Raw genomic sequence first — 14,663 nt, forward strand, 5'->3', positions numbered from 1 at the left:
TTACATATCCATTGATTATAACTAATGATATTACACATTATAACAACGACGGACGTAGGCGGCACTGAGATGATGCTTGAAAAGTTAATTACGAATTCTGTTAGCGATGAGGAGCATTTAGTAATTTCACTTACATCTGTTGGCAAGATTGGTGATCGATTGCTTTCTAAGGGCATACAGGTACAACCTATGCATTTGGATGGAATATCTGATTTTCCAAGATGCGTAAAAGATATCAATAATGTAATTAAGAAGTATAAGCCTAATTTAATACAGACGTGGCTATATCATTCCGACTTCATAGGGGCAATCCTAGGTCTTTACAATCGAATTCCAGTTGTGTGGAATATACGTCAGACCAAATTTGCGAAAACCTCGCCCTTGAGTACATTAGTTATTATGAGGCTATGTGTGATTATCTCGTATTTTGTTCCCAAAAAAATCATTTGTGCGGCTTATGCTTCGGCTAAAAGCCATGTGAGATTCGGATATGACAAGAAAAAAATTTTAGTTATTCCAAACGGTTTTGATGATAAGTTTGCTAATTATGATCTACAGTCAACAAGATTATTAAAAGAGCGTTATTCTATACATGATACTGATCTAATTGTAGGCATTGTGGGTCGTTTTCATCCTGATAAAGATCATCTCAATTTTGTGAATTCATCGATGTTGGTTGCTAGATCAATTGAAAATTCGAAGTTTTTAATGGTAGGCAGAAATTTAGACACTGAGAATGATGTTTTAATGGGATGGATCAAATCTGTAGGATTAGAAGACCGATATATTCTATTGGGTGAGCAAACTGATATCTCATCCTTGTTAGCCCTAATGGACGTTTTTTGTTTAAGTAGTTTATCTGAGGGCTTCCCTAATGTTTTAGGTGAGGCAATGCTCATGGAAAGACCTTGTGTTTCTACCGAATGTGGTGATGCGGAGCAAATAATAGGCGACTGTGGAGTATTGGTCAAAGTGAATGATTCTTTTCGGTTATCTGCAGCAATTATTAAATTATTAAATTTGTCTTCTGAAGAGCGAAAAGCTATTGGTATTAAAGCAAGATCTAGAATCTTAGAAAAATTCAGTTTAATTAAAACTGTTAATTCTTACCTTTTATTATATAAGAAACTAAAAAAATAGTTATGTGTGGGTTTGTAGGGTTTTTATCCGACGAAAATTTTGATGAAGGCCTTATTAGGCAAATGGGTGAAGCTATTGCTCATAGAGGACCTGATGGGGCAGGTTATTGGCACTCGTCAAATTCGGGCTTATCCTTCTGCCATAGAAGGTTGTCTATAATTGACTTGTCAGAAGCTGGAACTCAACCAATGGAATCAAAGACTGGGCGGTATATTGTTGCTTTCAATGGGGAAATTTACAACTATAAGACTATAAAAGCGGAACTCGAAAAACAAGGGGTTAGCAACTGGGACGGACATTCTGATACAGAAATTTTTCTAGCAGGATTTGAGCTTTGGGGTATAGAGGCTACGCTTGAAAAAATGACCGGGATGTTTGCAATCGCATTATGGGACACAGCGGAAAAAGAATTGTATCTCATTCGTGATAGGATGGGAGAAAAGCCTTTGTATTTCGGATGGCAAGGATCATCTTTTCTTTTTGCATCTGAATTAAAGGCACTTCATCCCCATCCTGAATTTAAAAAAGAAATCTGTATGGAGGCACTTTCCGACTTTTTTAAGTATAATTATGTTCCCTCAGGCACTAGTATTTATAAAGGAATACAAAAGTTGACTCCCGGAACCTTTTGTAAGGTGTCTTTAAAAAACAAGGAAGTTAAACACTTCACTTATTGGGATTTAAAAAGTAAAATTCAAAATAGAGATATAAACCTGATTAGTGTCGAAGAGAATATTAATAATCTTGAAACGTTATTAAAGAGCGCAATATCAAACCAAATGTTAGCAGATGTTCCTTTAGGAGCGTTTTTATCAGGAGGTGTTGACAGTTCTGCAATAGTAGCACTTATGCAAACGGTCAGTAGTAAGCCAGTCAAAACGTTTTCAATGGGCTTTAATGAACTTGGATATGATGAAGCTGTCTATGCGAAAAAAGTCGCCAATTATTTAGGTACAGATCATACAGAGATGTATGTAAGTGCTGAAGAGGCAATGGGAGTAATTCCTAATCTTGCAGATATTTATGACGAGCCTTTTGCTGACTCTTCACAAATACCTACATACCTAGTTTCAAAGCTTGCGAGAGCTAATGTTACTGTTTCGTTATCTGGAGATGCTGGGGATGAGTTGTTTTCCGGGTACAACAGGTATTTGATGATCAACAATATTTGGGCAAAACTTTCAAAAGTGCCAAATGGAATAAGAAAAGGATTGGGCAAAATCCTTTTAAGTCAAAATGTAGAAACTTTGGATTTCATTTATAAGATGATTGATCCTGCAATACCTAAGAAATACAGATTGAATAATTTTGGTGATAAAATGCATAAGATTGCTAGTAAAATTGATGCGACCACCGACTCCGAACTGTATGATTCATTCATTAGTCACTGGGATACTCGGGAAATAATGGCTGTGCCATCAAAATCTATTATTTTTAGTCTCGATGAACTGCAAGATATGTCGTTTATCGAAAAAATGATGTATGCAGATGCAAAAAATTATTTGCCTGATGATATCCTTGTTAAAGTTGATAGAGCTTCAATGGCTAACTCCTTAGAGACAAGGGTACCTTTTTTGGATCATAGAGTTGTAGAGTTTGCGTGGAACCTACCTATGAATCTTAAAATCAAAGATGGGAAAGGCAAATGGATACTTCGTGAAGTCTTGTATCGGCACGTTCCAAAAGAATTGATTGAAAGGCCAAAAATGGGCTTTGGCATACCACTTGATAATTGGTTGAGAGGCCCATTAAAAGAGTGGGCGACGGATCTTCTTTCCGAAGATAGCCTAAATAAGCATCAGTTTCTTAACACACAGAATGTGCAAAAAAAGCTAAAGGAACATATATCTGGAAAAAGAAACTGGCAACATTTACTTTGGGACGTTTTGATGTTTCAAAGTTGGTATAATAAGTACCATCAATAATGCAGTGCATAAAAACTATTGTTTTTGTCGTTAATGTCGATTGGTTTTTTGTATCTCACCGTCTTCCTTTAGCCGAAGAAGCACTTAGTAGGGGATGGAGAGTATTTTTGATTGCAAAAGATACAGGGAAGTTCGGACAGCTCGAGAGACTGGGTTTGAAATGCATTCCACTTCATATAGACCGATCTAGTAAAAATTTTTTAAAAGAATTTTTACTTATTAGAGCTTTGAAGAATATATATAATAAAATTCAACCTGACATAGTACACCATGTTACTCTAAAACCATGTATCTATGGAACCATTGCGCTTAGAAATTTTAAAGGTGTCAAAATCATAAATGCAATTAGTGGCCTTGGATACTCTTTTACTGATAACCGTAATTCATGGAGTAAATCTATTTTGGTAAGATTATTAAAATTTGCTTTTAAACGAAAGTCATCAAAATTTATATTTCAAAATCCAGACGATTTAGCATTTTATGCTCACTTGAAGTTTGTTACAACAGATAATTCAACAATAATAAAGGGTTCAGGCGTTGATGAAAACGTGTTTAACTATACACAACCTGAATCTAAAGCGAAAGTAATCGTTACTTTACTCTGCAGAATGTTAAAGGATAAGGGCGTCCAAGAATTCATCGAAGCAGCGAAATTATTGAAAAAGGGATCTCAGAATCAATTGCAATTTATGCTTGTTGGTGGCATTGATGTTGAAAATCCTGCACATATTACGAAAAATGAATTAGAATCTATGTGTGACGGGGAATATTTATCATGGAAAGGTTCATCTTCCGATGTGATGTCAGTTTACTCTCAGAGCGATATTGTGTGTTTACCTTCTTACCGAGAGGGATTACCAAAATCTTTAGTCGAAGCAATGGCTATAGGAAGGCCGGTAATTACAACCGATGCCGTCGGTTGTAGAGAATGTGTCGATCATGGAGTAAATGGATTTTTAGTCCCTGTTAAGGATCATATCAAACTCTCTGAAAAAATCCTATTACTGGCTTCAGATGAACAACTGCGCATAAAAATGGGCAAAAAGTCCAGAGAAAAAATGGTAAATGAAATGTGTTTAAGTTTGGTTGTTCGACAAACTTTTGAATTCTATGAGAAATAAAGTAATAATAACAGGGGCTTCAGGCTTTGTTGGGACTAATTTTTGTAAGTATCTTTCCAAAGAAAAAATATATTACCAAGAATTGAACAGAGAACTCCTATCCAATGATTTGGAATCAATATTTGACCTTGAGGCAGATACATTAATCCATCTCGCTGGAAAAGCTCACGATTTGAAATCAACTACGAATTCCGAAGAGTATTATGAAGTTAATTATGAATTGACTAAAAGTTTGTATGACAGTTTTCTAAAGTCAAATTTGCGTAAATTTGTTTTTGTTAGTTCTATAAAAGCTGTTGCAGATTCTGCGGTAGGGATTTTAGACGAAGCGACAGTTCCGGATCCGAAAACTCACTATGGAAGGTCAAAGTTAATGGCTGAAAATTATATAATAGCGCAGACTCTGCCGCCTGACAAATCTTTTTACATCTTGAGGCCTTGCATGATCCATGGTCCTGAAAATAAAGGTAATTTAAATATGTTGTATAAGCTTATATCAAAGGGCTTTCCCTATCCCTTAGCTTCTTATAAAAACAAACGCTCTTTTTTGAGTATAGACAACCTCTGCTTTATACTCAAAGAACTCATTATAAATAACAAAATACCTTCTGGAACTTACAATATAGCAGATAATGAAGCTCTTTTAATTAACGATGTTGTTACTATTTTATCTGAGGCTGTAGGGAGAAAAGTGAAACTTTGGTTCATCCCTAAACAGATTTTGGAAATTCTTGCGAGAATTGGTGATTTTTTGAAGCTTCCTATTACTACTGAAAGGCTTTCTAAACTCACTGAAAATTTCTTAGTTGATAACAGAAAAATACGAGATGTTTTGATAAAAGAATTACCAGTTAATGCTAAAGCGGGGATGATAAAAACTGCTAAATCATTTAGCAAATAATTCGTTATGACAACAATTTCACTTTTTTTGGTCTTGGCTTTATTCTTTGCTATCGCTATCATCTATTTTAGAGTTGCATTATATTGCAACATTGTTGATAAGCCAAATCACCGTAGCTCACATCACACACAAATAATCAGAGGAGGTGGGATCATTTTTATTTTTGCCGCCTTCATCTTGTTTTGTTTAAATGCGAAATACTGGATTTTTGTAATAGGGGTTATTGTTGTTGGAATTATCAGTTTTATAGACGATATCCTAACTCTTTCAAACAAAATCAGGGTTCTCTTTCACGTTATATCGGTCACATTACTGTTCTTGGCTCTGGAGATGTTTTCTACTACACCTCTTTGGATAATCGCTTTACTATATGTTGTAATTATAGGTACAATTAATGCTTACAACTTTATGGATGGGATTAACGGAATTACGGGAGCATATAGCCTTGTTGTCCTTGGTGGACTTCAATATGTAAATTACTCAATTATAAACTATGTTGATCCCGATCTTATATGGCTACCAATTATAGCTTGTTTGGTATTCCTTTATTACAATTTTAGAAAAAATGCACGGTGGTTTGCAGGTGATGTGGGAAGTATTACTTTGTCATTTTGGATTTCATTTCTTTTGCTAAAACTAATAGTTCAAACTGGGAATATGTTGTATATTTTGTTTCTTTTAATCTACGGTTTGGATACTTTTACGACCATTCTCTTCAGGCTGATTCGAAAAGAAAATATTTTTGAGGCTCATAGAAGTCATTTTTATCAGTTTCTTGTTAATGAAAAGAGTATTTCTCATTTGCTGGTTGCTACAGGATATGGGCTTACCCAATTGCTGGTTATCATATCCATATTAAATATCGGGACAATCTCCTTATTAGGCATTTGTGCAGGAATAGTTTTAATTGCTATTTTATTTATTAGTGTTAGATTTGCGCTAGAGGGAAAAGAAGTACTTCTCAATTCAAAAGCAGATGAGCAAATTTGATACTCAAATATTTTGTACCTTGGTATTGTAATTTTTAGATCAAGATGTAATGTGTAGAACAGAGAGTTTCGCTATTAATGAATTCACAGGAAATTTATATAACCTTATTTAATCATAACTAATAAATTGTTTACTCAAGTCAACATAGTTCCTCGTTGGATCATCTTTATTCTTGATCTAATAATCTGCATGCTATCGCTGTCAGTTGCTTACCTGATAAGATATAATTTCGACTTATCTGATATGGACTATGTCGAGTTCAGTAGGAATATTCTGATTCTCACTTTAATTAACAGTTTCGTATTCTTCAATGTAAAGACCTATTCTGGAATAATTCGGTATACAAGTGCGCAGGATAGCATCAGAATTTTGTTTTCTGTTTTAATTAGCAACGGTATTTTTTTCTTTGTCAATATGATTATTGTGGCTTTTAGCTCACCTCAATACATATCAAGTAGCATGCTGGTTGTGAACGGTTTAGCAAGTTTTCTTTTACTTATTACCTACCGTGTCCTAGTTAAATTCTTTTTTATTTACATTAAAAATCTAAAACTCGACAAGGTTAGGGTGATGATTTATGGCGCTGGTGAGGCAGGTGTTGCCACCAAACGCACTTTTGATCATGATAACAAGGTAAACAAGCATATTATTGCCTATGTTGACGATGATGAAAGAAAAGTGGGTAAAAGCATTGATGGTGTCAGAATCCTAAGTGCTAAAGATTTGATAAATTTAATTGTCGAGCATCAATTGGATGAAATTATTTTTGCGTCCTACACGATTCCTTTGGAAAGAAAAAACCAAATCGTTGATGTTTGCCTTGAGAATAATATTAAGGTGTTAAATATTCCACCGCCTGATGTTTGGATCAATGGTCAACTCAATACAGCGCAGATACAAAACATAAACATTGAGGATCTGCTGAATAGAAAATCTATAGATATCGACATAAACGGAATTGGAAAGCAACTTAAAAATAAAAGAATACTTATCACTGGAGCTGCTGGGTCAATTGGAAGTGAAATTGTTCGTCAATTGTTGACTTTTGAAGTTGGTCTTATTATTCTTAATGACCAATCTGAAACGGCGCTTCACGATCTTTACTTAGAACTTTCGGAAACGTATAAAAATCAAAACTTCTTATCTTACATAGGCGATGTTCGTGACGAAAAGCGAATGGAGAATCTATTCGAATCTTATAAACCACACTATGTTTATCATGCGGCAGCCTACAAGCATGTTCCTATGATGGAAGACAATCCTTGTGAAGCTATTAAGACAAACGTTTTCGGAACTAAGACAATCGCTGATAAAGCGGTGAAGCACGGAGCTAGTAAATTTGTGATGATCTCAACAGATAAGGCGGTCAACCCGACAAATGTTATGGGTGCGTCCAAACGTATCGCAGAAATTTACGTCCAATCATTGAATAACTCCTTAAGTGCCGACAGTCATATCTTTCAAAATGGATTGAGTTACATTAATGAAATGAATGTTAAACCAATCACTCGTTTCATAACCACAAGATTTGGAAACGTACTAGGTTCTAATGGATCAGTAATTCCGAGGTTTAAGCAGCAAATTGAAAAAGGAGGACCTGTAACTGTTACACACCCGAATATCACGAGGTACTTCATGACTATACCAGAGGCTTGTCGTTTGGTTCTTGAAGCTGGGTGCATGGGTAAAGGCGGCGAGATCTTTGTCTTCGATATGGGTAAATCTGTAAAGATCGTTGATTTAGCACATAAAATGATTCGCCTTGCTGGATTGATTCCCAATCAGGATATTAAAATTGAATACTCGGGCTTACGTCCGGGGGAGAAACTATTTGAAGAGCTCTTGAATGATAATGAGAATACAATGCCTACACATCATGAGAAAATTATGATAGGAAAGGTCAGGGAGTATGTGTTTTCAGAAGTTGAAATTGCCATTTACTCTTTAATAGCGTCTGCTAAAAACAGTGAGGATCGTCAGGTTGTTACTAAGATGAAAGCTTTAGTTCAGGAGTATAAAAGCCAGAACTCAAAGTTCGAAGAATTGGATTCTGCGGAGTCGCAATTGTAAATAAAAAAATATTAAATGAGAAAACTTACTTTCTTAATTTGTAGCCTTCAGTTTTTATATACTGCATCTAAGGCTCAAGATTCTACTGCTAATAACGTTATTCCTTATTCTTATTCGTTTTATCAGAAATTAAATAGTCAAGTTTACGATCGCAATTCCCGATTCCATAGTGCCATCAAAGGTTTTTATTCAGATGATAGCATGCTTGTTAATAGATATCAAAGTTTGATGAGGTTAGGCACAGATAGCCTGAATAAAAGGAGCTGGCTAAGAAGGAAGGTCACAGAAGAACATCTATTTCAAGTAAGAACTCCAGAATATACGGTTTACGCTGACTTCCTGCCAGATTTTCAAATAGGGAAAGAGTTCAACGAGTCAAAGACTACTTGGAAAAATACTAGAGGCTATCAGGTTGGTGGTACAATGGGAAAGAAGTTCTCTTTTTATACCAACGCGTATGAAAATCAAGGTGTATTTGCCAATTATATCACTGAATTTATAGATAGCAATAAGGTAGTTCCTAGTGAAATGTCTGGCAAGTTCACCGGCAAAACTAAGGATTGGGCTTATGTGACTGCACTACTTTCGTTTACACCCAGCAAGTACATTAACATCGCACTCGGCTACGATAAAAACTTTATTGGAGATGGATACCGATCTATGCTATTGTCAGACGTTGCTGCGAACTATTCTTTTTTAAGATTAAGAGCAAGTCTGGGCAATGTGCAATACCAGACCATTTTTGCTTATATGCTTGATCCCGGCGCCCCCAAGCTGACTTCAGATAGAAGATTAGGTGATCGTGCGAAATGGAACGCCATACAATACCTGGACTGGAATGTGAACAATAGGCTGTCCCTTGGTTTCTTCCAAGCGGTAACCTGGGCAGATGCTGAGCCTGAAGGGAAAAGAGGCTTTGATTTCAACTATGTACATCCATTTGTTTTCTTAAGACCTATTGAAGGTTCAAATGGTGAATCTCCAGATAAATTACGTATTGGTCTAAATACTAAATATGAGCTTCTAGAGAAGACGACAATCTATGGACAGTTTATGTTTGATGAGTTCACTGCAAAAGAAATATTTGCTGGAAATGGTTATTGGGCTAATAAATGGGCGGCTCAGATAGGTGTAAGAGGATCAGACTTGTTCAAAGTTGAAAGCCTGAATTACTTACTCGAATTTAATACAGCCAGGCCTTATACCTATGCTCATTATCAGCGCATCTCTGGTTATTCCGGAATGAATCAACCACTTGCTCACCCATTAGGTGCAAATTTCAGAGAGTTTTTGGGTATCCTTAACTATAGTTATCGACGGTTTGATTTCCAAGGACAAGGTACTTATGCAAGGTATGGTCTGGATAAGGACAACCTAAATTATGGTAAAAGTGTGTTTCTCGACAATTACGCGCATCCTAACGATTATGGTAACAAAGTTGGACAAGGAGTTAAAACCAACCTATACTTTGCAGAGCTTAAAGCGTCGTACCTGCTCAATCCCAAATACAATTTGAGATTAGAAGTTGGAGGTGTCTACAGAAGAGAAAGTAGAGAAGATATAGGTGCTAAAAACACCCAACTCATCACTTTCGGATTAAGAAGTACCTTTAGGAATCTCTATCAGGATTTTTAGGCTAAATTACCATCATGTCATTATCAATTCAAAAGATAGCCGTTATTGGCCTGGGCTATGTCGGACTACCATTGGCTATTGAATTTGCGAAAAGACATATTGTCTTAGGGTTTGATATTAATGAACAAAGGGTAGTAGAGCTTCTAGAGGACACAGATATCACTAGGGAAGCAGATCTTGAGGCCCTCAAGCATGTTCTCAATAAAGAAAACACAGGGCTTACACTTTCCTCTGATAAATCAATTTTATCAAACTACAATATTTATATCGTCACTGTTCCAACCCCCGTCGATGCTTTTAAGAACCCAGACCTTAATCCATTAATCAAGGCAACAGGAATGCTATCCATCGTGTTAAAGAAAGGTGATATCGTTATTTACGAATCTACAGTATATCCAGGTTGCACGGAAGAAGTTTGCATTCCCATACTCGAAAAGCATTCGGGTTTAAAGTTTAATCAAGATTTTTATTGTGGCTACTCCCCAGAACGAATAAACCCCGGCGATAAGATCAATACACTAACTAAGATCAAAAAAGTAACTTCCGGCTCAACACCTGAAGTTGCTAAGTTTATCAATAATTTATACTCAGAAATCATCACAGCAGGTACTCATCTTGCACCCAGTATAAAAGTCGCCGAGGCCTCTAAAGCCATAGAAAATGCACAAAGAGACATTAATATATCCTTCGTGAATGAACTGGCACTTATATTCGACAGGCTAGACATCGATACTTCAGACGTACTGGAAGCAGCGGCTACCAAATGGAATTTCCTTAAATATAAACCAGGATTGGTAGGCGGGCACTGCATTGGTGTTGATCCTTATTACCTCGCCTATAAATCAAATGCAGTTGGCTATGTTCCTCAAGTTATCCTCTCTGGCAGGAAAGTTAACGAAGATATGGGGATCTTCATCGCCAATAAAGTAGTTAAACTTATACTTGCCAAGGGCGACAAGGTAAAAGGTGAAAAAGTCTTAATTCTAGGCTTCGCGTTTAAAGAAAATTGTCCCGATATTAGAAATACAAGGGTAATAGATATCTATAAAGAGTTAACGCAATTCGGATTGGACCTTGATATTTATGATCCCTGGGCGAATCCAGAAGAGGCTTATAAAGAATATGGAATAAAACTGGAACAAGAACTTAAGCTGAAAAGCTACAAAGCTATCATTGTTGCAGTAGCGCACAATGAGTTCCTAAAGATTGATTACCAAGCCTACAAAGACCAAGGTGCCATAATATTCGATATCAAATCTTTTATCGACCGTAAGTTTGCAGACGCCAGACTTTAAGAAATGAGCTTCAAACAAGTCCTAATTTCAGTATTGATCTTTTCACGAATACCTTCAACTTGTTCCTGATCAAAAGCTTCCAGGCTGGCCATTTCGTTTGCTGCCACAGCTAAGAGTTTTAGGCCTGAAGTAATAGCTGTTCCATATAATTTATGTCCAACTGCATTCAAGCTACCTAAGTCACCAGCTGCAGATGCACGTTCAATCTCATGCTCAGAATCTATCAATTCATTTCTGGTTAGCTGAAGCACTTGTTTTAAAAGATCCTCGTCTTCGCCGATGTTTGCCACTACTTGATCCTTGTCAAAATGCAAATGCGCGGCCTGTTTAACGTCGTAAAAATGAAGCCACTTCTCAAATGCAAGAGCCAAGGTGCTTTCAATAATTGGCTTCAACAAGAAATCATCCATACCTGCCTCTATACATTTTTCTTTCTCACTCTTAACGTTTCCTGCCGTTAGCGCAATAATAGGAGCAATGACAGGAGGTTCCAGTTGTCTTATGCTTAAAGTAGCTTCATAGCCATTCATCTCTGGCATCTGAACATCCATTAGAATAAGGTCAGGCTTTTTCATTCGGCAATATTCAAGCGCTTCCAAGCCGTTTTTTGCTTCATAAATTACAGCATTCGGAGCAATTCGTCGAATAATCGTTTTCGCTAAAAGCATGTTTATTGCATTGTCTTCTGCTATCAATATATTTACCTTATCAGCAGTAGTAGTAGCCTCAATTTTTGTCACACCTTTAGTCGGTGCCAACAAATCTTCTTCTTTATATAGTTGGGAAAGAACGTTGTAAATATCCTCTGTCTTAATAGGCTTAACCATTCGATGCACCACATTCAACTCGTTACAGGCATTCTGGAGCATCTCATCGTCTGATGAACTGTGGAGCAAGATAATCTGCTGCTCTTTTCCCTTTGTTTCAAAGTTCGATCTAATCTTGCGGATCGTTTCAAGGCCATCCATATAGGGCATATGATAATCCATTATAATTGCATCATATTCAATACCTTTGGCTAAGAACTGTAACGCCTCAAAGCCGTTCTTTGCCTCATCGCACCTGATTTGTTTCAGTAGCAACATCTGGTTTAGAATGATTCTGTTGTTCTCATTGTCATCAACCACAAGGACTTTTCTGATGTGATCAATATCTTTCCACTCAATTGCTTTACCCTGTTCCGATTTCAGCAGAAGGTCGAAATAAAAGGTGCTTCCTTTACCAGGCGCACTAAGTAGCTCCAATTTGCTCTTCATTAAGCCAAGTAGTTTGTTAGAAATGGTTAATCCCAGACCAGTCCCACCGTACTTTTTCGTCGTGGTGCCATCTTCCTGAGAAAAAGCTTCAAAAATTTTTTGCTGCTTGTCCAGTTTGATACCAATACCGGTATCTCTAACACTAAACCTGAAATGTGTCAAATCGTCAACTGTATCAACCACCTCAATCTTCAGTTCTATCTCTCCTTTTTCTGTAAACTTGGAAGCATTACTTAGCAGGTTGATCATAATCTGCTTAAGACGAACCGAATCTGCCCAGATAAATCTTGGGAGGTCGTACGGAATGTTTAGCAACATTTCCAATCCTTTTGTCTGTATCTGATAGGTAATGATATCTGTCGCCTGTGCACTCATCTCATACAGGTCACACTTTTCAATGGATAACTCCAATTTACCCGCTTCAATCTTCGAAAAGTCTAGAATGTCGTTGATAATGCTTAATAGCGCATTTGCAGACTGGTTTACTATTGATAAATACTGTTGTTGTGTTTCGTTCAAATGGGTCTTCAACACAAGATCAGTGAATCCTATCACGCCATTAAGCGGCGTACGAATCTCGTGACTCATGTTTGCAAGAAACTCCGATTTAGCAACATTTGCTTCCTCCGCTTTAACTTTGGCGATTTCTAACTCTTCACGCTGTTTATTCTGAGCGGTGATATCCAAGGCAATTTCAAGATAGCCCGTTACTTTTTCAGCTTTATTCTTAATTGGCGTTACCGCTACAGAGGTATGCTTAATAAATCCATCTTTTCCAACATAATCCCATTCGCTTTGTTCCGAACCATATTTGACGGCTTTTTTTATCAATGTTTGTAAATCAGAAACCTCTTTCCCAAATTCTGCGGATAATTGCCTACCCCGCTCGGCCACTTCCTCGGGGCGATGAATTTTTAAAGGAGTTTCTTTACCAATCATTTCTTCCGCTTCGTAGCCAAGCATTTTCTCCGCACCCGTATTAAACACTGTGATTAAGCCATATTCATCCGTGGCAATGATGCTCACTTCACTGGCAGCGCATAAAACATCATCTAAAAATTGCTTTGTGTGGTCTAGATCACGTTCCAAACGATGTCTTTCAGAAATATCGATGGCATTGCCGATAACATATGGAACGCCATCTTTGGCAATCTCTACAACATTCTTAAACATCCATATCCGGGGAGAGCCATCTTTATGACAAGTTAGCATCTGACCTTCAGCAGCACCCGTTTCTCTAATTTGCTTTAAATAGGCAGTCACATGGGGATGACGTGGTTCCGGAGTAATGTCGTACAAGCTAAATTCTAGCACTTCTTTTGTCGAATACCCGAGCAAAGCAGCCCCTGCATAGTTTACAGAAAGAAATTTACCATCCAGATCATGTGTGCACATCAATCCTTGGGAATTCTCAAAAAATATTCTAAGCCGTTCTTCTTTTTCGGCAAGTTCGATCTCGTTTTGCCGCTCCTCCGTAATATCCCTGGCTATTCCGAAAACATTTTGCGTGTTCGGCTCCTGGGTAGCAACCCATTGCAAAATGCGATAATCACCTTCTTTGGTCTCAATTCTATGGTCTAGAGCAATCGTATTGGCACCTCTGCCGAGTTTTGAGATCTCACGTTTAGATCGCTTCAGGTCATCCGGGTGAACCAAGTCATAAAGTGATTTCGTTTCTAAGTCCTTTGCGTTCCAACCCAGTAGTTGCCCAAACATGGGGTTTACTTTTTTGAAAAAACCATCAGTGCCTACAATGCATATCACATCATTAGAAATGTCAAAAAGTTTGTCGAAGTTGTCCAGCTCTTTCTTATGTCTGTGATCCACAATCAATGCTGTAGCCTCCTGAGCCAGCAATTCAAGTGCCCGTTTTTGCTTTGCGTTCAATTGGTTTGCGGTACGATCAATTACACACAATGTTCCTAGCGCATAACCACTTGGGTCAATCAATGGATATCCCCCATAAAAACGAATGTTTGGATCAGCCGTTACCAATTCATTGTCTTCGAAACGATTGTCCTTAGTCGCATCCGCTACTTCGAAATATTTGTCATCCATAATAGCATACTGACAAAAAGATATCGCTCTAGGTGTTTCCTTTATATCAAGACCAAATTTCGACTTAAACCATTGGCGATTTCCATCAATGAGTGTTATCATGGAAATGGGTACTTCGCAAATTATTGAAGCCAATTCTGTAATGCGATCAAATTTAGCTTCAGTTTCTGAATCCAGTATCTCGTAATCTTTAAGTGCAGCTAAACGCGCTTGCTCATTATTTGGGAGGGGATACGTCTTCATGCCGGTCTAAATTTGGTGGGAAGTAATTT

9 protein-coding genes are annotated in these 14,663 nt (G+C 37.2%); 8 read left to right on the forward strand and 1 reads right to left on the reverse strand.

The genetic code is table 11. The features are described 5' to 3' along the window. Nucleotides 1–24 precede the first annotated feature (24 nt). The 8 genes from ACHFIZ_RS10800 (at nt 25) to ACHFIZ_RS10835 (ending at nt 11,077) form a co-directional block, all read left to right on the forward strand. A complete protein-coding gene (locus ACHFIZ_RS10800; RefSeq protein ID WP_410885673.1) occupies nt 25–1,140 on the forward strand; it encodes a glycosyltransferase in 1,116 nt (371 codons plus the stop codon). Between the two features lie 2 nt (nt 1,141–1,142). Continuing rightward, a complete protein-coding gene (gene asnB / locus ACHFIZ_RS10805) occupies nt 1,143–3,065 on the forward strand; it encodes an asparagine synthase (glutamine-hydrolyzing) (protein ID WP_410885675.1) in 1,923 nt (640 codons plus the stop codon). Beyond that, nucleotides 3,065–4,186, forward strand: coding sequence for a glycosyltransferase family 4 protein (locus tag ACHFIZ_RS10810; RefSeq protein ID WP_410885677.1), 1,122 nt, complete (start codon nt 3,065–3,067; stop codon nt 4,184–4,186). Before asnB ends, ACHFIZ_RS10810 begins: the two co-directional genes overlap by 1 nt. After that, a complete protein-coding gene (locus ACHFIZ_RS10815; protein ID WP_410885679.1) occupies nt 4,176–5,087 on the forward strand; it encodes an NAD-dependent epimerase/dehydratase family protein in 912 nt (303 codons plus the stop codon). Before ACHFIZ_RS10810 ends, ACHFIZ_RS10815 begins: the two co-directional genes overlap by 11 nt. Nucleotides 5,088–5,093: 6 nt before the next feature. Further along, a complete protein-coding gene (locus tag ACHFIZ_RS10820; protein ID WP_410885680.1) occupies nt 5,094–6,077 on the forward strand; it encodes a UDP-GlcNAc--UDP-phosphate GlcNAc-1-phosphate transferase in 984 nt (327 codons plus the stop codon). A gap of 189 nt (nt 6,078–6,266) precedes the next feature. Continuing rightward, entirely contained in the window at nt 6,267–8,147 is a 1,881-nt protein-coding gene (locus ACHFIZ_RS10825) for a polysaccharide biosynthesis protein (protein WP_410885682.1), read from the forward strand. 15 nt (nt 8,148–8,162) lie between these two features. After that, complete coding sequence (locus ACHFIZ_RS10830) at nt 8,163–9,782, forward strand: gliding motility protein RemB (RefSeq protein ID WP_410885684.1); 1,620 nt, start codon at nt 8,163–8,165, stop codon at nt 9,780–9,782. 14 nt (nt 9,783–9,796) lie between these two features. After that, the gene (locus ACHFIZ_RS10835) at nt 9,797–11,077 is read left to right on the forward strand and encodes a nucleotide sugar dehydrogenase (RefSeq protein ID WP_410885686.1); all 1,281 of its coding nucleotides are present in this window, start codon (nt 9,797–9,799) and stop codon (nt 11,075–11,077) included. On the opposite strand, the gene ACHFIZ_RS10840 is transcribed toward ACHFIZ_RS10835, so the two are convergent. Further along, nucleotides 11,074–14,634 (reverse strand): PAS domain S-box protein, encoded by a 3,561-nt coding sequence (locus ACHFIZ_RS10840; RefSeq protein WP_410885688.1) that lies wholly within the window; start codon nt 14,632–14,634, stop codon nt 11,074–11,076. The genes ACHFIZ_RS10835 and ACHFIZ_RS10840 overlap by 4 nt on opposite strands. Between the last annotated feature and the right edge of the window lie 29 nt (nt 14,635–14,663).

Source organism: Pedobacter sp. JCM 36344, from assembly GCF_046546555.1.
In the GTDB taxonomy this organism is placed as follows: domain Bacteria; phylum Bacteroidota; class Bacteroidia; order Sphingobacteriales; family Sphingobacteriaceae; genus Pedobacter.